Annotated in this window: 19 protein-coding genes; 12 read left to right on the plus strand and 7 right to left on the minus strand. The window is 70.1% G+C overall.

Annotated features, from left to right (window positions below; genetic code table 11):
• Window positions 1-17: 17 nt before the first annotated feature.
• The gene (locus ACZ7OO_RS27630) at window positions 18-332 is read right to left on the minus strand and encodes an NAD(P)-dependent oxidoreductase (protein WP_471508690.1); all 315 of its coding nucleotides are present in this window, start codon (window positions 330-332) and stop codon (window positions 18-20) included.
• Window positions 333-464: 132 nt separating this feature from the next.
• On the opposite strand from ACZ7OO_RS27630, the gene ACZ7OO_RS27635 reads away from it, so the two are divergent.
• Complete coding sequence (locus tag ACZ7OO_RS27635) at window positions 465-1,097, plus strand: nucleoside/nucleotide kinase family protein (RefSeq protein WP_471508692.1); 633 nt, start codon at window positions 465-467, stop codon at window positions 1,095-1,097.
• Window positions 1,098-1,193: 96 nt separating this feature from the next.
• Entirely contained in the window at window positions 1,194-1,607 is a 414-nt protein-coding gene (locus ACZ7OO_RS27640) for a PPOX class F420-dependent oxidoreductase (RefSeq protein ID WP_471508694.1), read from the plus strand.
• Window positions 1,608-1,649: 42 nt separating this feature from the next.
• Here ACZ7OO_RS27640 and corA read toward each other — a convergent pair whose 3' ends face one another.
• Complete coding sequence (corA, locus tag ACZ7OO_RS27645; protein WP_471508696.1) at window positions 1,650-2,777, minus strand: magnesium/cobalt transporter CorA; 1,128 nt, start codon at window positions 2,775-2,777, stop codon at window positions 1,650-1,652.
• A 176-nt stretch (window positions 2,778-2,953) separates the two neighbouring features.
• Between corA and ACZ7OO_RS27650 the strand changes: the two genes are divergently transcribed.
• Complete coding sequence (locus tag ACZ7OO_RS27650) at window positions 2,954-3,748, plus strand: methyltransferase domain-containing protein (RefSeq protein ID WP_471508698.1); 795 nt, start codon at window positions 2,954-2,956, stop codon at window positions 3,746-3,748.
• A 66-nt stretch (window positions 3,749-3,814) separates the two neighbouring features.
• Here the strand turns inward: ACZ7OO_RS27650 and ACZ7OO_RS27655 are convergent, their stop codons facing one another.
• Entirely contained in the window at window positions 3,815-4,729 is a 915-nt protein-coding gene (locus ACZ7OO_RS27655) for a carbohydrate kinase family protein (RefSeq protein ID WP_471508699.1), read from the minus strand.
• On the minus strand, window positions 4,726-5,634 hold the full coding sequence (locus tag ACZ7OO_RS27660) for a pseudouridine-5'-phosphate glycosidase (protein ID WP_471508701.1): 909 nt from the start codon (window positions 5,632-5,634) through the stop codon (window positions 4,726-4,728). The genes ACZ7OO_RS27655 and ACZ7OO_RS27660 overlap by 4 nt, the downstream gene beginning before the upstream one ends.
• 99 nt (window positions 5,635-5,733) lie before the next feature.
• On the opposite strand from ACZ7OO_RS27660, the gene ACZ7OO_RS27665 reads away from it, so the two are divergent.
• Window positions 5,734-6,162 carry a VOC family protein gene (locus tag ACZ7OO_RS27665; RefSeq protein WP_471508703.1) on the plus strand — a complete coding sequence of 143 codons (429 nt, stop codon included), beginning with the start codon at window positions 5,734-5,736 and terminating at the stop codon, window positions 6,160-6,162.
• A 22-nt stretch (window positions 6,163-6,184) separates the two neighbouring features.
• Here the strand turns inward: ACZ7OO_RS27665 and ACZ7OO_RS27670 are convergent, their stop codons facing one another.
• Together ACZ7OO_RS27670 and ACZ7OO_RS27675 are read right to left on the minus strand one after the other, a co-directional pair.
• Entirely contained in the window at window positions 6,185-6,739 is a 555-nt protein-coding gene (locus tag ACZ7OO_RS27670) for a methylated-DNA--[protein]-cysteine S-methyltransferase (RefSeq protein ID WP_471508704.1), read from the minus strand.
• A 42-nt stretch (window positions 6,740-6,781) separates the two neighbouring features.
• Window positions 6,782-7,651 (minus strand): glycerophosphodiester phosphodiesterase, encoded by an 870-nt coding sequence (locus ACZ7OO_RS27675; protein ID WP_471508706.1) that lies wholly within the window; start codon window positions 7,649-7,651, stop codon window positions 6,782-6,784.
• A 277-nt stretch (window positions 7,652-7,928) separates the two neighbouring features.
• Here ACZ7OO_RS27675 and ACZ7OO_RS27680 point away from each other — a divergent pair, with 277 nt between their 5' ends.
• The 7 genes from ACZ7OO_RS27680 to ACZ7OO_RS27710 all read left to right on the plus strand — a co-directional run bounded on the left by ACZ7OO_RS27680 (window position 7,929) and on the right by ACZ7OO_RS27710 (window position 16,716).
• On the plus strand, window positions 7,929-8,795 hold the full coding sequence (locus ACZ7OO_RS27680) for an MHYT domain-containing protein (RefSeq protein WP_471508708.1): 867 nt from the start codon (window positions 7,929-7,931) through the stop codon (window positions 8,793-8,795).
• 40 nt (window positions 8,796-8,835) lie between these two features.
• The gene (gene uvrB, locus ACZ7OO_RS27685) at window positions 8,836-10,983 is read left to right on the plus strand and encodes an excinuclease ABC subunit UvrB (protein WP_471508710.1); all 2,148 of its coding nucleotides are present in this window, start codon (window positions 8,836-8,838) and stop codon (window positions 10,981-10,983) included.
• Between the two features lie 158 nt (window positions 10,984-11,141).
• Entirely contained in the window at window positions 11,142-11,720 is a 579-nt protein-coding gene (locus ACZ7OO_RS27690; protein ID WP_352224595.1) for a TerD family protein, read from the plus strand.
• A gap of 49 nt (window positions 11,721-11,769) precedes the next feature.
• Window positions 11,770-13,848 carry a TerD family protein gene (locus ACZ7OO_RS27695; RefSeq protein ID WP_471508712.1) on the plus strand — a complete coding sequence of 693 codons (2,079 nt, stop codon included), beginning with the start codon at window positions 11,770-11,772 and terminating at the stop codon, window positions 13,846-13,848.
• A gap of 222 nt (window positions 13,849-14,070) precedes the next feature.
• Window positions 14,071-15,072 (plus strand): TerC family protein, encoded by a 1,002-nt coding sequence (locus ACZ7OO_RS27700; protein ID WP_471508714.1) that lies wholly within the window; start codon window positions 14,071-14,073, stop codon window positions 15,070-15,072.
• Between the two features lie 129 nt (window positions 15,073-15,201).
• A complete protein-coding gene (locus ACZ7OO_RS27705) occupies window positions 15,202-15,528 on the plus strand; it encodes a hypothetical protein (protein WP_471508716.1) in 327 nt (108 codons plus the stop codon).
• 87 nt (window positions 15,529-15,615) lie between these two features.
• Window positions 15,616-16,716 carry a calcium:cation antiporter gene (locus ACZ7OO_RS27710; protein ID WP_471508718.1) on the plus strand — a complete coding sequence of 367 codons (1,101 nt, stop codon included), beginning with the start codon at window positions 15,616-15,618 and terminating at the stop codon, window positions 16,714-16,716.
• Window positions 16,717-16,727: 11 nt separating this feature from the next.
• Here the strand turns inward: ACZ7OO_RS27710 and ACZ7OO_RS27715 are convergent, their stop codons facing one another.
• Window positions 16,728-18,005, minus strand: a complete 1,278-nt coding sequence (locus tag ACZ7OO_RS27715) for an MFS transporter (RefSeq protein ID WP_471508720.1) — start codon at window positions 18,003-18,005, stop codon at window positions 16,728-16,730.
• Window positions 18,006-18,177: 172 nt separating this feature from the next.
• On the opposite strand from ACZ7OO_RS27715, the gene aroQ reads away from it, so the two are divergent.
• Window positions 18,178-18,651, plus strand: coding sequence for a type II 3-dehydroquinate dehydratase (aroQ, locus tag ACZ7OO_RS27720; protein WP_352224591.1), 474 nt, complete (start codon window positions 18,178-18,180; stop codon window positions 18,649-18,651).
• Window positions 18,652-18,654: the final 3 nt, after the last annotated feature.

Genomic DNA, 18,654 nt, shown 5'->3' on the forward strand with positions numbered 1-18,654 from the left:
GCTGGAACCCACGTCGGCTACGCCCTTTTGGCCTCCTCCCGGAAGTTGAACACCGACACCCGTGTACGGTGCCGCGCCGGTCTCTCGATCTCGTCGGCCACGGCCACCGCGAGATACGCGTACGACAGCCAGGGCTCGCCTTCGGGCACCAGCTCCCCGCCGCCCACCCGGTACCGCCCGGTCCGTTCCGCGCCGTGCTCCAGGGAGCCGGCCGGTGTGAGCATCACCCAGTCGACGGCCTCCTCTCCCCGTTCCCGGCAGCGCGTCAGCCCCGCGGTGTGCGCCAGCGCGAACGGCCGTATCTCGACCGGAAACACCGTCGGGTCGTCCATCACGGGCCGCCCGTCCGCCCCGAGGCAATTCGCGCGCCCGTGACACCCACCGCCACCGCTGACGACCGTCGGCGGACGCCTAAAACGCCCCGGCCTGCCCGGCGGCCCCGCCCCACACGGCATCATGACCCCGTGCGACTCGAAGCGATCACCTGGGACCGGCTCGCCGAGCGTCTCGCCGATCGGCTGCTCGAACTGAAGCCCGCCGACGGGGGTGCCTGGCCGCGCGTCGCTTTCGACGGCGCCCCGGCCGCCCGGCCCGGGGACCTCGCGGAGCGCGTCGCGGAGGCGCTGCGCGTACGGGGCAGGCCTTCGCTCGTCGTGGGCACCGAGGGCTTCCTGCGCCCCGCCTCGCTGCGTCTGGAGTACGGCCGCCGTGACGCGGAGTCGTACTACGGCGGCTGGTTCGACACCAACGCCCTGTGGCGGGAGGTCTTCGGCCCCCTCGACCCCGGCGGGACCGGCCGCGTCCTGCCCGACCTGTGGGACCCGGCCACCGACCGAGCCACCCGCACCCCCTATGCCCACCTCCAGCCCGGTGGCTTCCTGCTGCTGCACGGACCGCTCCTGCTGCGGCACTGGTTCCCGTTCGACCTGACCGTCCACCTCCTCCTGTCACCCGGCGCCCTGCGCCGCCGAACGCCCGAGACCGACCAATGGACCCTCCCCGCCTTCGAACGCTACGAGGCCGAGACCGACCCTGCCGGCACTGCCGACGTCCTGGTCCGGGCCGACGATCCACGGCATCCGGCGTGGAGCGGCTGAGCGTTCCGCATCCGCGGCGGGCCCGGCGATCTGCTTCTCGGCGGCCGATTCGGCAAACCGCTTTTATATGCGTACGCATGTAACTAGTCTGGTCGTATGACGATCTCCACGCACACCTCAGTCACCTTCGACGACTCCGTGCGCGCCATCCTCGACGGCAGGAATTTCGCCGCCGTCGCCACGCTCGGCCCCGACGGTGCCCCGCAGAACTCGGTGGTCTGGATCAAGCGCGAGGGCGACACGGTGCTGTTCTCCTCCACCGACGGCCGCCAGAAGGTGCGCAACCTCCGCCGTGACCCCCGTGTCAGTCTCACCGTCTTCGATCTGGCCGACCCCTACCGCTCGGCCGAGATCCGCGGCACCGCCGAGATCCTCCCGGACGAGGGCAAGCGGCTCCCCTACGAGCTCTCCCACAAGTACCTCGGCATCGACCCGCCCGCCGAGAAGGACGACGAGGTGCGCGTGATCATCAGGGTCGTCCCGCGCAGGGTCATCGCCTTCTCGGCCTGAGGCGGCCTCGGGGGCCGTGGTCCTCGGAGCCGGTCGTGGAGCTCAGAGCCAGCCGTTGCGGCGGAAGCCCCGGTACAGCACGAGACAGGCCACGGATATGACGCCGATGACGAGCGGATAGCCGAACCGCCAGTGCAGCTCCGGCATGTGATCGAAGTTCATGCCGTACACCCCGCACACCATCGTCGGCACGGCGATCACCGCGGCCCAGGCCGTGATCTTCCGCATGTCCTCGTTCTGTGCGACCGTCACCTGCGCCAGGTGCGCCTGGAGAATGGAGTTGAGCAGTTCGTCGAAGGACGCGATCTGCTCCTTGGCCCGCATCAGATGGTCGAGCACGTCCCGGAAGTAGGCCTGTATCTCCGGGGCGATCACCCGTATCGGCCGGGTGGTCAGCTCCTCCATCGGCCTGCCGAGCGGTACCACCGCCCGCTTCAGCTCAAGGAGTTCACGCTTCATCTGGTAGATCCGCCCCGGGTCGGCCCGCGCGCCGTTCTCCGCGAACACATCCGCCTCCACCTGGTCGATGTCGGCCTGCACCGCGTCCGTGACGTCCAGATAGTCGTCGACCACATGGTCCGCGATCGCGTGCAGCACCGCCGCAGGACCCTTGGCCAGCTGACCAGGTGTCGCCTCCAACTCCTCACGCAGCGGCCCCAGCGAGCCGTGCCGGCCGTGCCGCACCGTGATCACGAACTCCTCGCCGACGAACACCATGATCTCGCCGGTGTTCACCACCTCGCTGGTCGCCGTCAGCGTCTCGTGCTCCACGTAGCAGACCGTCTTGAACACCGCGAACAGCGTCTCGCCGTACCGCTCAACCTTCGGGCGCTGATGGGCCTCGACCGCGTCCTCCACGGCCAGCGGGTGCAGGTCGAACAGCTCGGCGATGCCGGCGAACTCACTGTCCGTCGGCTCGTGCAGCCCCAGCCAGACGAACCCCTCGCCCTTCTTGCGCACCCGCTCCACGGCGGAGTGGAGATCGCTGCACTCCGGGACCCGCGCCCCCTCTTCGTATGTGACGCAGTTGACCACTGAGGAGCCCAACGGGGACCGTGCGTGATGGTTCAGGTCGACGCGGGGCCGTCGCCGGGCCAGCCGCGCCACCTTGCGCAGGCCGCCGGCCCTGCCAAGCCCTGTGACCTTCCGCAGATTCCCTGCCATCGTCATCCGGATCTCCTTGCATGGATCCCCTCGCGCAACGCTTCCGCGCCTTGCCGGGCAAGTCTGCCAGCCCGGCGTGAGACACGGGTAAGGCTGTGGGAGCAGCGGATTCCGGTTGGTTCCCGCCTGTGGACAAGCCGGCTCCCGTCCCGGACAAGCCGGGCAACTGGGATGATCGCTTCATGACACAGGCCGACGGATATCTCCTCGACAACCGCAAGAGCGAGGCCGGACAGCGCTTCGACGCCTTCGCCACCCTCTTCGACCCCACCACCTTCCGGCACCTTGAGGCATTCGGTCTCGGACCGGGCTGGCGCTGCTGGGAGGTCGGGGCCGGCGGCACCTCCGTGGTGTCCTGGCTGGCGAAGAGGGTCGGACCGACCGGGCAGGTCGTCGCCACCGACATCAACACTTCGCTGCTCGCCACGGCCGCCCACCCACCGGTCGAGGTCCGCACCCACGACGTCGGGTCCGAGGAGACGCCGGGGGAGGGCTTCGACCTGGTGCACGCCCGGCTCGTGCTGGTCCATGTCCCGGACCGGGAACGGGCGTTGCGCTCCATGATCAAGGCCCTGCGCTCCGGCGGACGGCTGCTGATCGAGGACGCCGACCCCGCCCTCCAGCCCCTGACCTGCCCCCACGAGTACGGCCCCGAGCAACAGCTCGCCAACCGCCTGCGCCAAGGCTTCCGCAAGCTCCTCGCCGAACGCGGCGCCGACCTGTCGTACGGCCGCAAACTCCCGCAGCTGCTCCGCGGGGCCGGGCTGCACCACGTGGAGGCCGACGCCTACTTCCCCGTCGCCTCGCCCGCCTGCACCGCCCTGGAATCCGCCACGGTCCGGCAGATCCGCGACCAGCTCGTCGCCGCGGGTCTGGCCACCGACGAGGAGATCGACCAGCACCTGGCCAACGTGGCGGCGGGCAGCATGGACCTCGCCACAGCCCCGATGATCTCGGCATGGGGCCGCAAGGAGTAGGTCCGCCGGGCAAGGCAGGCCTGCCGGACAAGGCGCCGGCCCGCCGCTTTGGGCCGCGGTGCCATGTCAGCCGTGGACGGGCGGTCTGGCGCCCACGCGTTCCACCGCCCTCGCGCCCGCCCGGCAGCCCCGCGCCGCCGCTTCCCCGGGATCCGCGCCGGCGACCAGCGCGGCGAGGAACGCCCCGGTGAAGGCGTCACCTGCACCCGTGGTGTCCCTAGGCGTCGCCGGTTCGGCCGGAACCCGCGCGAGGACGTCGCCCGCCTCGGCGACCAGTGCGCCGTCAGCCCCCGCCTTGGCCACCACCAGCGGCACATGGCGGCTCAACTCTGCCGCCGCCTCTGCCGGATCGGGCAGCCCCGTGAGCAGACAGGCCTCGTCCCGGCTCGGCAGCAGGACGTCCACGCCCTTGACGAGCGCCAGGAAGCGGTCCACACCCAGCGCCACGAGGAACCCGGCCGACGCCGGGTCCAGGCTCACCGGCACGCCACGCGCGCGTGCCGACGCCAGTGCCACCGCCACCAGCGCCCGGCTCGGCTCGGAGAACAGCAGATAACCGGACAGATGCAGCCGGGCGACCCCGTCGAGCAGCGCGTCCGACCAGTCGGCGGGTTCCAGCCGCAGCGACGCCCCGCTGTCCGTGAGAAAGGTGCGCTCGGCCGAGGCGCCGTTGTCGACCAGGCAGATGACCGTCCCCGTCGCGGCCTCCGGGTCCATCACCAGTCTTGGCCGCACCCCGGCCGCGACCAGCTCCCGCTCGTGCCACTCCGCCGCGTCCGCGCCGACCCGCCCCAGCAGCCGTACGTCCGCACAGCCCGTACGGGCGGCCCAGCAGGCCACATTGGCACCTGCCCCGCCCGGCACGGTACGGATCACCGCGGCCGTGTCCGTGCCGGTCGCGAGCGGACCCCGGTGCCGCGCGACGACGTCGGTGACGACGTCCCCGACGACCAGCAGCGCGCCCTCTCCGGCTGTCGTCACCCCCTGGCCCACGCCGAGGCGATCCGCGCCGCCAGCCGTACGTTGCCCCGTACGGCCGCCAGGTTGGCCTCCAGCGAGGCGCCGTCCGTGTGCCGGACCAGATAGTCGAGCAGGAACGGCGTGACCGCCTGACCGGTGATCCCCTCCGCGTCGCACGCGTGCAGCGCGTCGGCGAGCACCCGCGCGTGCAGCGCGGGATCGAGCTGCTCCGCCTCCGGGACCGGATGGGCGACGATCAGCGCCGTGTCCGCCGCGTCGAGCGCGTCCTGCGCCCGCATGACGTCCGCGACCTGCACCGGGGTCTCCAGCGTCCAGTCGACCGGATACCCGGAGTCGGACAGATAGAAGCCGGGGAAGCGGGCCGTGCCGTAGCCGGCCACCGCCACACCCAGGGTCTCCAGACGCTGCAGGGTCGCCGGCACGTCCAGGATCGACTTCACGCCCGCACACACCACCGTGATCCGGGTGCGCGCCAGCAGTCCCAGGTCGGCGGACTCGTCCTGGGTCACCGTCCACTCCCGGTGGACCCCGCCGAGACCGCCCGTCGCGAACACCCGGATGCCGGCCAGCGCAGCCAGCTGCGCCGTCGCCGACACGGTGGTCGCCCCGCTCGCCCTCGCCGCCACGGCGAGTGGCAGGTCGCGGTGGCCCAGCTTGCGGATCCCGTCCTCGTTGGCGACCCGCTCCAACTGGTCCTTGGCCAGGCCGACATGGGGCCGCCCGTCCAGCACCGCGATGGTCGCGGGCACGGCACCCTCGCGCCGTACCGCCTCTTCCAGCTCCAGCGCCACCTGAAGGTTGCGCGGGCGCGGCAGCCCATGCGCGATGATCGTGGACTCCAGGGCCACCACTGCCCGGCCCGCGCCGAGTGCCTCACGGACTTCTTCCGACACCACCAGCACCACGCGCCTGCCTCCTGTCCGTCGGTCTTCTCTCATCTCTGGCGGGCGGCACGCCCGGCTAAACGCTTGCGGCCCGTGCGGGACGCCACCAGCCTGGGCAGCATGACGAATCACACGGCACGTCTGGACCATGTCGTCCTCTGGGTCGCCGATCCGGTCGCCACGGCCGGCTTCTACGAGCGGATGCTCGGCCTGGAGGCGCTGCGGGTCGCCGAGTTCACTGCGGGAGAGGTGTCCTTCCCCTCCGTACGCGTCAACGAGGAGACGATCCTCGACCTCGCGCCGCACACCCTCGCCGAGCGCATGCCGGCGCTCCCCGGCTCCGCGGACAGTGCGGGCCACCCGGTGAACCACATCTGTCTGTCCCTGCCGTCCGACGCGTTCGACGCCCTGCGCGCCCGCCTCGCCGAGCACGCCGTCCCCATGACCGAGATCGGCCACGACTCCTTCGGCGCCCGCGGGAAGGCCCCGCGCAACTTCTACTTCCGCGACCCGGACGGCAATGTCGTCGAGGCGCGGCACTACGGCTGACCGCCGCTCCCGCCGGGGCGCCTCAGAACAGCGGCTCGGGCAGAACGCCCTCCAGCGCGAGCAGCTTCCGCTTGGTCTCCAGACCGCCGCCGAACCCGCCGATGCCTCCGTCGCTCTCCACCACCCGGTGACACGGCACGACGACCGGCAGCGGATTGGCGCCCATCGCCGCCCCTACCGCCTGCGCCCCGCCGGGCTGCCCCACCCGTCCGGCCAGATCGCCGTATCCGACCACGGTGCCGTAAGGGACACCGGCGGCCAGTTCGCGCAGCACCTGCCGGTTGAAGCCGGAGATCAGCGTCCAGTCCAGCGGCAGGTCGAAGTCCTGGCGCTCGCCCTCGAAGTACGCCCGCAGCTGGCGTATCGCCTCGGCCAGCACCGGAGCCGCGGCATCCTCGACGGGCTCGGCGCCCAGCCGGGCCGCCAGCCGCTCCAGAGTCCGCTCCCGCACCGTCTCCGTGGCGTGGAACACCACGGTGACCAGGCCCTCGCGGGTCGCCGCCAGCAGTAGCGGACCGATGTCGGTGCCCACGACCGCCCACACCACCCGCTGCTCGTTCTGCCCTTCGCCGTCCATGCGACCCACCGTACGACCCGCCACTGACAACGCCGGCCGCACTCAGCTCGCGCGCAGGGCGGCCCGCACCACGTCCGGCTTGTTGGTGATGATCCCGTCGACGCCGTAGCCGACGGCCTTCCACGTGGTGGCCGCGTCGTTCACCGTCCACGTGAAGACGCGCAGCGGCTTGCCGTGCGGGCCGTCGAACGAGTGCACGAAGGTGACGTAACGGGCGGAGATCGATCCCACCGACGGGTTGATCAGGTCGGTGAAGCGCGCGTACCGGTGCAGGGACGCCACGGGCGGTGTGCCGAGGTAGCCGGTCGTCACGGCGGGCCTGAGACCGTGCACGATGCGCAGGCTGTCCGCGCTGAAGCTCTGCACGACGATCCGGCCGAGGTGCCGGCCCTCCAGCCAGCCCTCGCTGCCCAGCAGCTCGAGGATCTGCCGCTCGATGCCCGGGTACAGCTCCGGGTTCTTGATCTCCAGGAGCAGTTTCTCGTGGTTGTGCTCGACCCTGCGCATGTATTGCGCCAGAGTCGGCACGCGCGTGCCCGTGTACGCGGCGGAGAACCAGCTGCCCGCGTCCAGCCTGGCGATCTCGGCGGCGGTGAAGTCCTTCACCTTCCAGGGCGCCCGGCCGGGGAAGACCTGTTCGACGTTCGTGGTGCGCTCGAGGCTGTCGTCGTGGAGGACGACCAGTCGGCCGTCCTTGGTGCGCTGGGCGTCGTTCTCGACCCAGGCGAAGCCCAGCGCCGCCGCCTTGTCGACGGCGGCCAGCGTGTTTTCGGGTGCGTAGGCGGAGGCACCCCGGTGTGCCAGCACCGTGGGCTCGCGTGCGTCGCCCGCCCGGGCGGCGGGCACCGGGCTCAGCAGAGCGGCCGTTCCAAGCAGCGCGGTGGTGGTGGCGGCTACGGCACGCGTGCGCATGCGTACTCCTCACGTGGGGCGAATACGGACAGCACAAGACTGACAGCAAGGAGTAAACAGTGGCCGGGTGCGGGACGGCCACAGATCGAATGGAGTTACCCAAGTCCGCTCACTGATGCCGCACAACTGAGGCAAGGCCGTGTTTCTTTGCCGGAAAATCGTTCGACCGTTCCGGTGCGGGTCATACTCTCTGCGTCAACCTTGACCGCTCGGGCGGTCCTGGGACGGGGGCGCAGATCAAATATTCCGGGACGCAAAGCGTGAAGGGCAGCCACGTATGCAGGGCACGGTCGACGGATTCAGCTACGGGGTCGTCACCCCGCTGGTGGGCTATGTGATGGCCTGCCTCGGCGGTGCTCTCGGGCTGCGCTGCACGACCCGGGCGATGCTGGGGGCCCGGTCCTGGCGGCCCGCCTGGCTCGCCCTGGGGGCGGCGGCGATCGGCTCCGGCATATGGACGATGCACTTCGTCGCCATGATGGGCTTCAGTGTCAAGGAGACGCCGATCCACTACGACAAATCGATCACCTTTGCGAGCCTCGGCCTCGCCATCGTCATGGTGGGCGTCGGGATCTTCATAGTCGGCTACCGGGGCGCCACCGGAACGGCGCTCTTCACGGGCGGCACGGTCACCGGCCTGGGCATCGCCTCGACGCACTACCTCGGCATGGCCGGCCTGCGCCTCAACGGGACTCTGGAGTACAACACAGCCACCGTGGTCGCGGCGGTCCTGATAGGGGTCGTGGCCGCCACCTCGGCTCTGTGGGCGGCCGGGCAGATCCGCGGTTTCCTGTGGAGCGTCGGGGCGAGCCTGGTCATGGGACTCGCCGTCAGCGGTATGCACTACACCGGCATGGCCGCCATGAGCGTCCACCTCCACAACACCGGTGGGACGCCCCCCGGCGACTCGCCCGCCGCTCTGCTCGCCCCCATGCTGATCGGCCCGCTGGCCTTCCTCTGCCTCGCCGCCGTCGTCGTGATGTTCGACCCCATGATGATCATCGGTAGGCCCGACCGGCTCCGGGTGGAGCACAAGCCCGGTGTCCCGGCGGACGAGGTCACCCACCACTCGAGCCGCCGCCCGCAGCTCCGCATCGGCCGCCAGCAGAGCCACCACAGCTCCCGCACTCCGCAAAGTCGCTGATCAGAGCAGGTTGTCAGTGCGGGGTCGTACGGTGGATGCCATGCGGCCCGTTTCCCACATCGAACGCACGGTGGCGCCCTTCGAGGTCGTCAGCCCGTACCAGCCCAGCGGCGACCAGCCGGCGGCCATCGCCGAGCTGGCCAAGCGCGTCGAGGCCGGTGAGAAGGACGTCGTCCTCCTCGGCGCGACCGGCACCGGCAAGTCCGCCACCACCGCGTGGATGATCGAGAAGCTCCAGCGCCCCACCCTGGTGATGGCGCCGAACAAGACGTTGGCCGCCCAGCTGGCCAACGAGTTCCGCGAGCTCCTCCCGAACAACGCGGTCGAGTACTTCGTCTCGTACTACGACTACTACCAGCCCGAGGCGTACGTCCCGCAGTCGGACACCTACATCGAGAAGGACTCCTCGATCAACGAGGAGGTCGAGCGACTGCGCCACTCCGCGACCAACTCGCTGCTCACCCGCCGCGACGTCATCGTGGTCGCCTCCGTGTCCTGCATCTACGGCCTCGGTACACCGCAGGAGTACGTCGACCGAATGGTCCCGCTGCGGGTCGGCGACGAGATCGACCGCGACGAGCTGCTGCGTCGCTTCGTCGACATCCAGTACACCCGCAACGACATGGCGTTCACCCGCGGCACCTTCCGCGTCCGCGGCGACACCATCGAGATCTTCCCGGTCTACGAGGAGCTCGCCGTCCGCATCGAGATGTTCGGCGACGAGATCGAGGCGCTGTCCACGCTGCACCCGCTCACCGGCGAGATCATCAGCGACGACCAGCAGCTGTACGTCTTCCCGGCCTCTCACTACATCGCGGGTCCCGAGCGCCTGGAGCGCGCCGTCAACGACATAGAGAAGGAGCTGGCGGAGCGCCTCGCGGAGCTGGAGAAGCAGGGCAAGCTCCTGGAGGCCCAGCGGCTGCGCATGCGCACCACGTACGACATCGAGATGCTCCGCCAGATCGGCAGCTGCTCCGGCGTGGAGAACTACTCGATGCACTTCGACGGCCGCTTGCCCGGCTCTCCGCCAAACACCCTGCTCGACTACTTCCCGGACGACTTCCTCCTGGTCATCGACGAGTCGCATGTCACCGTGCCGCAGATCGGTGCCATGTACGAGGGCGACGCCTCCCGCAAGCGCACCCTCGTGGAGCACGGCTTCCGGCTGCCCTCCGCCCTGGACAACCGCCCCCTGAAGTGGGAGGAGTTCCAGGAGCGGATCGGGCAGGCCGTCTATCTGTCGGCGACCCCCGGCACGTACGAGCTGTCCCGCGGGGACGGCTTCGTCGAGCAGATCATCCGCCCCACCGGCCTTGTCGACCCGGAGGTCGTCGTCAAGCCGACCGAGGGCCAGATCGACGACCTGGTGCACGAGATCCGCAAGCGCACGGAGAAGGACGAACGCGTCCTGGTCACCACGCTCACCAAGAAGATGGCCGAGGACCTCACCGACTACTTCCTGGAGCTCGGCATCCAGGTGCGCTATCTGCACAGCGACGTCGACACCCTGCGCCGCGTCGAGCTGCTGCGCGAGCTGCGCTCCGGCGAGTACGACGTCCTGGTCGGCATCAACCTGCTGCGTGAGGGCCTCGACCTGCCCGAGGTGTCCCTGGTGGCGATCCTCGACGCCGACAAGGAGGGCTTCCTGCGCTCCGGTACCTCGCTGATCCAGACCATCGGCCGCGCGGCGCGCAATGTCTCCGGCCAGGTCCATATGTACGCCGACAAGATCACCCCGGCGATGGAGCGGGCCATCGACGAGACCAACCGACGCCGGGAGAAGCAGATCGCCTACAACACGGCCAACGGCATCGACCCGCAGCCGCTGCGCAAGAAGATCAACGACATCGTCGCGCAGATCGCCCGCGAAGAGGTGGACACCGAACAGCTGCTCGGCTCCGGCTACCGCAAGCAGAAGGACGGCAAGGGAGCCAAGGCCCCTGTCCCGGCGCTGGGCGACAAGGCGGCCAAGGGTGCGAAGGCCGGCAAGGCGGCCAAGGGCAAGGCGAAGGAAGCGGTGCCGACCGATCGACCGGCGGCCGAACTCGCCGAGCAGATCGAGGAGATGACGGAGCGTATGCGTGCCGCCGCCGCGGATCTGCAGTTCGAGATCGCGGCCCGGCTGCGTGACGAGGTCTCCGAGATGAAGAAGGAACTGCGCCAGATGAGGGAGGCGGGCCTGGCCTGAACCCTGGGCCGCCGCCGGACCCCGGCAAGTGCGCGAAGTGTTGCAACACCGACACAAACCGCGGGCCGGGGTTCGGCACTGTCAGCGGCGCTGCATAGGGTTTTGGACAACCGCGCACTTCGCGGCGACCGGGGACATCCGACGAGGGGACAGCAGCCGTGACCGTCAACATGACCAAGGGTCAGGCCATCAGCCTGGAGAAGAAGGACGGCGGCTCCCTCAGCGCGGTCCGCATGGGGCTTGGTTGGAAGGCGGCACCCAGGCGCGGGCTGTTCGGCTCGCGCACCCGTGAGATCGACCTGGACGCCTCGGCGGTGCTGTTCGCCGACAAGCAGCCCGTCGACGTCGTGTTCTTCCGCCACCTGGTGAGCGACGACGGCTCCGTCCGGCACACGGGCGACAACCTCGTCGGCGGCGCGGGGCAGGGCGGCGACGACGAGGCCATCCTCGTCGACCTCGCGCGCGTCCCGGTCCACATCGACCAGATCGTCTTCACCGTCAACTCCTTCACCGGCCAGACCTTCCAGGAAGTACAGAACGCCTTCTGCCGACTGGTCGACGAGACCAACGGCCAGGAACTCGCCCGCTACACGCTCGACGGCGGCGGCGAGTACACCGCCCAGATCATGGCGAAGGTGCACCGGTCCGGCTCGGGCTGGACGCTGACTGCCCTGGGCGTGCCGGCCAAGGGCCGTACCTTCCAGGACCTGGTGCCCACGATCCTGCCGGTCCTCTAGGAGAGGCCCCGCGGCGCACGACGACACGACACACAGGGGGTCATGGGCGATGGCGGCCGAGTTGGTGCGCGGGCAGAACCATCCGCTCCCGTGGAACCGCGTCGGGATCCGGATCTGGGCAGATGTGGCGGTCGTGGCCGGGGCCACCCTCGCCGACGACAGCGGCCGGGTGCGGGGCGCCGACCGGGTGGCCCATCCGGGCGCGCCCACCCTGCCCGGGATCGAGGTCTCCCGGCAGGCGGCCGCCGAACACCGGCTCGCCGTCGACCTCGACGCCCTGCCCGAGGCCGTGCACCGGGTCAGCATCCTGATCGCCCTGCCCGCCACGCCCGGCGGCCCGCTCCGCTTCGGCGCCGTCACCGCGCCGCGCGCCGCGGTCACCGGCCTCGACGGCGCCGAGGTCGTCGGCTACACCCTCGCCGGCCTGGACGCCGAATCGGCGGTCGTGGCCCTGGAGCTCTACCGCCGCCAGGGTGCCTGGAAGGTCCGCGCGGTCGGCCAGGGCTACGCGGAGGGCCTCACCGCTCTCCTCGCCGACCAGGGCCTGCCCCGGGCCGCCGAACTCGCCTGCGGGATCGAGGAGGCGGTGGCGCGCGGTGTGGCGCGGTCCGTCCCGGTGCGTACGGACACCGGCCGCTCCCGCCGTACGGCCGCCTCCGTCGCCGGCCCCGAGCTGTCCGGCACCGTCGCCGGGTCCCCGTACGACGTTCAGGCACCCGGCGAGGGCAGCGATGGGCCGATTCCTTCCGACGGACCCGGTGAACCGGGGCCGGCGTCCGGTGGCGGCCGGTCCCCGGCCTCCGAGGAACCTGCTGCCTTCGAGGAACCCGCTGCCTTCGAGGAACCTGCTGCCTCCGAAGAACCCGCTGCCTTCGAGGAACCTGCTGTTGCCGAGGCCGCGGCGCCCGCCGACGGCCCCATCGATTACACACATCCGAAGCGCCGCCAGGCGTCCCCGTCCACGGCCCCGGCGGCATCCGCCCCGGCCGACGGTCCCGCGCCGCCCGTCGCGGGCGATGCGGTCGGCTGGTCCATGGACGAGCGGCTGTACAACCAGGTCTGGGGCATGTTCGAGGACCTGGCCCGCTCCACCGCCGCGTACCGCAGTGCCGTAGATTTCGCCGAGTCGCGCATGGAGAAGGAACTGGACCAGGTCCTCGCCGACCCCCGCAGCCGTCTGGGCTCGGCGGGCGACGCCGCACGTGAGGCGGCCCGCGCCCGGCAGACCCAGCTGATCGACCAGGCCCAGGCGGTCCTCGACCGTGACCTTGCCCAGCTCGCCGCCGAGTCCGAGGTCGTCGAGCCCGCCCTCCCACCGGCGTACGCACACTGGGACAACCCCGTCTGGCACGCCTACCGGGTACCGGCAGAGCCGCCGATGGCCGTACGACTGGGCGATCTGCACCTCGCCGAGAGCGAGCCGCTGCGGATCCCAATGCTGGTCCGGCTGCCTCTGGAGCGCGGCCTGTGGATGGACAGCGGCCTCCCCGCGACTCCCGACGGTGCCTTTCCCGACGCCGGTGAGCTGCGGCACCTCGCTCTGCAGACGGCGGTGGCGCTCGCGGCCCGGCTGCTCGCCGTGCATCCGGCAGGGGAGTTCGGTGTGCAGGTCATCGATCCGGCCGGTTCCGGTGCCTCCGCACTCGCCCCGCTGACGGGAGCGGGCGTACTGGCCGGGCCGCCCGCGACAGGCGCGGCCGGTGTGGCGGACGTGCTTGGGCGGCTGACCGAGCGCGTCGATCTGGTGCAGATGGCCATACGCGGCGGCGCGGCCGACGCCCTTCCGCCCGGTCTGGACACCTCGCAGCACCTGCTGATCGTCAACGAATTCCCACACGGTTTCGACGACCGGGCCGTCACCCAGCTGCGCTATCTCGCGGACGAGGGCCCGGATGTCGGTGTCCATCTCCTGCTGGTCGCCGACCGCGAGGACGCCGCCGCCTACGGACCGTTGCTCGATCCGCTGTGGCGTTCACTGATGCGACTCACACCGGTACCGGACGATCACCTGGCCGACCCGTGGGTGGGGCATGCCTGGACGTACGAGCCCTGCCTCGTGCCTGCCGGCAGTCAGGTGCTCCGGCAGGTGCTCAACAAGGTCGCGATCGCTCACATCAAGCGTAGGTAAACTCCTATGACCAGTAGATTTGGTCTTTATTTTGCCAATCACTTTACCTTTCCTTGGTGATTGGGGTACTGTTTTCCTCACGGAGGGGAGTACTCCCTGTCTGCTGCGGCGTACCCGTCAATACGGATCCCATCGGATCCCGGTGCGTCGGCCCGTCTCGGGTGGAAGAGACCTCCGGCAGCGACGACGCTGACTCTTTGCCGTTCACGAACCGGAGGCGCAGTGGATGTATCCGTGACCCTATGGGTCCTCACCATCGTGGGTCTGGCCGCCCTGATCGCGGTCGACTTCTTCATCGGCCGCAAGCCGCACGACGTATCCGTCAAGGAAGCCGGAATCTGGACCGTCGTCTGGATCGCCCTGGCCGGACTCTTCGGCCTCGGCCTGCTCGCCTTCTCCGGCGGTCAGCCCGCCGGCGAGTTCTTCGCGGGCTTCATCACCGAGAAGTCGCTGAGCGTCGACAACCTCTTCGTCTTCGTCCTGATCATGGCGAAGTTCGCAGTGCCCTCGCAGTACCAGCAGCGGGTGCTGCTTGTCGGCGTCCTCATAGCCCTGGTCCTGCGAGCCATGTTCATCGCCGCGGGCGCCGCGATCCTCGCCAACTTCTCGTGGGTGTTCTACCTCTTCGGAGCCTTCCTGATCTGGACCGCCTGGAAGCTGATCCAGGAGGCCCGGGCGGACGAGGAGGAAGAGGAGTTCGAGGAGAACAAGCTGCTCAAAGCCGCGGAGCGCAGGTTCGGCGTGGCCGACCGCTACCACGGCACCAAGCTGTGGATCCAGCAGAACGGCAAGCGGGTCATGACCCCGATGCTGGTCGTGATGCTCGCGATCGGTACGACCGACGTCCTGTTCGCGCTGGACTCCATACCGGCGATCTTCGGCCTGACGCAGGACCCGTACATCGTCTTCACGGCCAACGCCTTCGCGCTGATGGGTCTAAGGCAGCTGTACTTCCTCATCGGCGGACTGCTGAAGAAACTGGTCCACCTCTCCTACGGCCTGTCGATCATCCTGGGCTTCATCGGCGTCAAGCTGGTGCTGCACGCTCTGCACGAGTCCGGCGTCCATGTCCCGGAGATCAGCATCCCGGTCTCGCTCGGTGTCATCTGCGTGGTCCTGATCGTCACCACGATCACCAGCCTGCGGGCCTCCAGGAAGCAGGCGGCGGCCGAGGCGGCGCAGGCCAGGAGCGAAGGCGCTCCGAAGGACAGCATCGACGTCTGACGACGTCGGACGTAGGAACTACCACACCGTCGAGCCGTGCGAAGCGCATTGCCGACCCACCGCTCCCGGTGCTTCGTTGGGTGGCGGAGCGTCCCCGGTCGGGGGCGCCGCCACCCGGTGGAGGCAACCGTGACATTCGTCCAGCTCATCGACTTCGAGACCGACCGCATCGACGAGATGAAGGCCCTGGTGGACGAGATGGGCAACGAACTCGCCGGCCGTGAGGACGGCCGCACCCGCCGCCTGATCCTCAGGGACCGGAGCCGGCCCGGCCACTACCTGGGAGTGATCGAGTTCGACTCCTATGAGGAGGCCATGAGGAAGAGCGAGGACCCCGAGACGAGCAAGTTCGCCGAGCAGATGGCCGCCCTGTGTACCCGCGCCGTCCTTCACCGACTGCGACGTCCTGGACATGACCGACATCACGTAACCCTTCGAGCGACCACCCTCCTATGACCGGGGGCCGTGCCGCGCCGACGGCGGGCCCCCGGAGTCCGAAAGGATTGGAATGCGAACCTCGTACACCTCTGCCACCATCGCTGCATGATCACTCGGCTCGGGTCGCTCACCACTGAGTGGACGTTCCTCGTGCCGGTGGTCGCGGTCGTCCTGCTCCTGTTCACCTGGGGCCGTGATCTGCCCGGCGCGGTCGTCGCACTGGTGACCGTGGTCCTCGCCGGATCCGTCCTCGCCGCCGTCCACCACGCCGAGGTCGTCGCCCACCGGGTCGGCGAACCCTTCGGCTCCCTGGTCCTCGCCATCGCCGTGACGATCATCGAGGTCGCCCTGATCGTCACTCTCGTGGCCGACGGCGGCGACAAGAGTTCCACCCTGGCCCGGGACACCGTCTTCGCCGCCGTGATGATCACCTGCAACGGCATCGTCGGCATCTGTCTCCTCGTCGCCTCCCTGCGCCACGGCACCGCGGTCTTCAACCCCGAGGGCACCGGCGCTGCCCTCGCGACCGTGGCCACCCTGGCCACGCTCAGCCTGGTCCTGCCGACCTTCACCACCAGCAGACCGGGCCCGGAGTTCTCCGGCGTCCAGCTGACCTTCGCGGCCCTGTCCTCACTGATCCTGTACGGCCTGTTCGTCGCCACCCAGACCGTGCGGCACCGCGACTACTTCCTGCCGATCACCCGGCAGGGCGAGGTGATCGACGGCGACGACCACGCCGAGGCACCCTCCGCGCGCGCCGCCTGGATCAGCGTCGGCCTGCTGGGCCTCGCCCTCGTCGGCGTCGTCGGACTGGCCAAGGGCGTGTCGCCCACGATCGAGTCCGGCGTGGAGGCGGCCGGCCTGCACCCCGCCGTCGTCGGTGTGATCATCGCCCTGCTGGTGCTGCTCCCCGAGACCATCGCCGCCCTGCGCTCCGCTCGCCGCGACCGCGTGCAGACCAGCCTCAACCTGGCGCTCGGCTCGGCCATGGCCAGCATCGGTCTGACCATCCCCGCCGTCGCCCTCGCCTCCATCTGGCTCTCCGGCCCCCTGGTCCTGGGCCTCGGCGCGACCCACATGCTGCTGCTCGCGCTCACCGTGGTGGTCAGCTCCCTCACGGTCGTGCCGGGCCGGGCCACACCGCTCCAGGGCGGCGTCCACCTGGTGTTGTTCGCCGCCTATCTGGAGCTGGCGATCAACCCCTAGCTAGGCGCCACTCATCCGGTGACCGGCTCGGCCGCCGCCGCCGCCACCGGCACCGGGCGTGTCTCCGGCAGCAGCGCGAAGCAGCCGAGGCTCAGCAGCGCGACGGCCGTCAGATACGCCCCCACCGCCCACGGCACTCGCCCGCTGTGCTCCGCCAGGGCCGTCGCCGCGATCGGTGTGAGCGCGCCTCCGAAGACCCCGCCGAGGTTGTAGCCGACGGCGGCGCCGGTGCAGCGCACCCGGGGCTCGTACAGCTCGGGCAGATAGGCGGCGATGACCGAGAACATGGTGATGAAGGAGACCAGTGCGCCCGTGAACCCGAGGAACATCAGCAGGGGCTCACCGGTCGCCAGCAGCGCGACCATCGGGAACATCCACAGCGCCGAGGCCGTACACCCCACCAGGCACAGCGGCCGCCGTCCGTACCGGTCGCCGAGCAGGGCCATCACCGGAGTGAGCGAGCCCTTCACCACCACGGCGCCCATGATGCAGATCAGCATGACGGTACGGCTCACCCCGAGCCGGGCCGTCCCGTACGCCAGCGACCAGGTGGTCACCGCGTAGAACACCGCGTACCCGACCGCGAGCGCCCCCGCCGTCAGCAGCACCAGCCGCCAGTGGTGCCGTACGACCTCGGCGATCGGCACACGCGCGTGATCGTCGAGCTCCAGGAACCGGGGGCTCTCGGCGAGCGACGAACGCAGCCACAGCCCGCTCAGCGCCAGCGCTCCCGCCGCCCAGAACGGCACCCGCCATCCCCACTGCGCGAACTGCGCTTCCGACAGTGACGCCGACAGGGCCAGCATCACGCCGTTGGCGAGCAGAAAGCCGACGGCCGGGCCGATCTGCGGAAAGCTCGACCACAGGGCGCGCCGCCCGGGGGGCGCGTGCTCCGCGGTCAGCAGCACCGCCCCGCCCCATTCCCCGCCGAGCCCCAGCCCCTGCAGAAAGCGCAGCACGAGCAGCAGTACGGGCGCGGCGACGCCCATCGTGCCGTACGTCGGCAGACAGCCGACCGCGACCGTCGAGACGCCGGTCAGCAGCAGGGACGCGACGAGCACCGGACGTCGGCCACGCCGGTCCCCGATCTGCCCGAACAGCACCGAGCCCAGCGGCCGGGCCACGAACCCCACGCCGAACGTCCCGAACGCCGCCAGCGTCCCCGCGAGCGGTGAGAACGTCGGGAAGAACAGCGGCCCCAGGACGAGCACCGCGGCCGTGCTGTAGACGAAGAAGTCGTAGAACTCGATCGCGGTTCCGGCGAGCGAGGCGGCCGCCAGCCGCGGCATCGAGGGAACCTTTACGGTGCGTACATCGTGCATGTCGCGTCAACTACCCACCGTGACCGTCAGTTACGGGGGCGCACGGCGCCCTTCGCGGGCGCCTCGGCGCATCGTGATAAACCGGTCTGAGCCGCGGTCCGCCCAGGGCCGCTCATCGTCCGAACGGACCGGAGGAAGCGTGCCCCGCACCCTGGCCAACGCCCCGATCATGATCCTCAACGGGCCCAACCTGAACCTGCTCGGCCAGCGCCAGCCCGAGATCTACGGCTCCGACACACTCGCCGACATCGAGGCTCTGTGCGTCAAGGCGGCGGCCGCGCACGGCGGCACCGTGGACTTCCGGCAGTCCAACCACGAGGGTGAACTGGTCGACTGGATCCACGAGGCACGCCTGAACCACTGCGGGATCGTCATCAACCCGGCCGCCTACTCGCACACCTCGGTCGCCATTCTGGATGCCCTCAACACCTGTGACGGGATGCCCGTGTTGGAGGTCCACATCTCCAACATCCACAAGCGCGAGTCGTTCCGGCACCACTCCTATGTCTCCCTGCGTGCCGACGGCGTGATCGCCGGCTGCGGTGTCCAGGGCTATGTGTTCGGCGTGGAGCGGGTGGCGGCGCTGGCCGGCGCCACGACCGCCGACGCGTGACGT

This window comes from Streptomyces sp. NPDC111744 (genome assembly GCF_055634995.1).

What these genes read in the sequence shown, in the direction of transcription:
- ACZ7OO_RS27630 (WP_471508690.1), bottom strand. Translation starts at nt 332, where the DNA reads ATGGACGACCCGACGGTGTTTCCGGTCGAGATACGGCCGTTCGCGCTG.
- ACZ7OO_RS27640 (WP_471508694.1), top strand. Translation starts at nt 1,194, where the DNA reads ATGACGATCTCCACGCACACCTCAGTCACCTTCGACGACTCCGTGCGC.
- corA (WP_471508696.1), bottom strand. Translation starts at nt 2,777, where the DNA reads ATGACGATGGCAGGGAATCTGCGGAAGGTCACAGGGCTTGGCAGGGCC.
- ACZ7OO_RS27650 (WP_471508698.1), top strand. Translation starts at nt 2,954, where the DNA reads ATGACACAGGCCGACGGATATCTCCTCGACAACCGCAAGAGCGAGGCC.
- ACZ7OO_RS27665 (WP_471508703.1), top strand. Translation starts at nt 5,734, where the DNA reads ATGACGAATCACACGGCACGTCTGGACCATGTCGTCCTCTGGGTCGCC.
- ACZ7OO_RS27670 (WP_471508704.1), bottom strand. Translation starts at nt 6,739, where the DNA reads ATGGACGGCGAAGGGCAGAACGAGCAGCGGGTGGTGTGGGCGGTCGTG.
- ACZ7OO_RS27675 (WP_471508706.1), bottom strand. Translation starts at nt 7,651, where the DNA reads ATGCGCACGCGTGCCGTAGCCGCCACCACCACCGCGCTGCTTGGAACG.
- ACZ7OO_RS27680 (WP_471508708.1), top strand. Translation starts at nt 7,929, where the DNA reads ATGCAGGGCACGGTCGACGGATTCAGCTACGGGGTCGTCACCCCGCTG.
- uvrB (WP_471508710.1), top strand. Translation starts at nt 8,836, where the DNA reads ATGCGGCCCGTTTCCCACATCGAACGCACGGTGGCGCCCTTCGAGGTC.
- ACZ7OO_RS27695 (WP_471508712.1), top strand. Translation starts at nt 11,770, where the DNA reads ATGGCGGCCGAGTTGGTGCGCGGGCAGAACCATCCGCTCCCGTGGAAC.
- ACZ7OO_RS27710 (WP_471508718.1), top strand. Translation starts at nt 15,616, where the DNA reads ATGATCACTCGGCTCGGGTCGCTCACCACTGAGTGGACGTTCCTCGTG.
- ACZ7OO_RS27715 (WP_471508720.1), bottom strand. Translation starts at nt 18,005, where the DNA reads ATGCCGCGGCTGGCGGCCGCCTCGCTCGCCGGAACCGCGATCGAGTTC.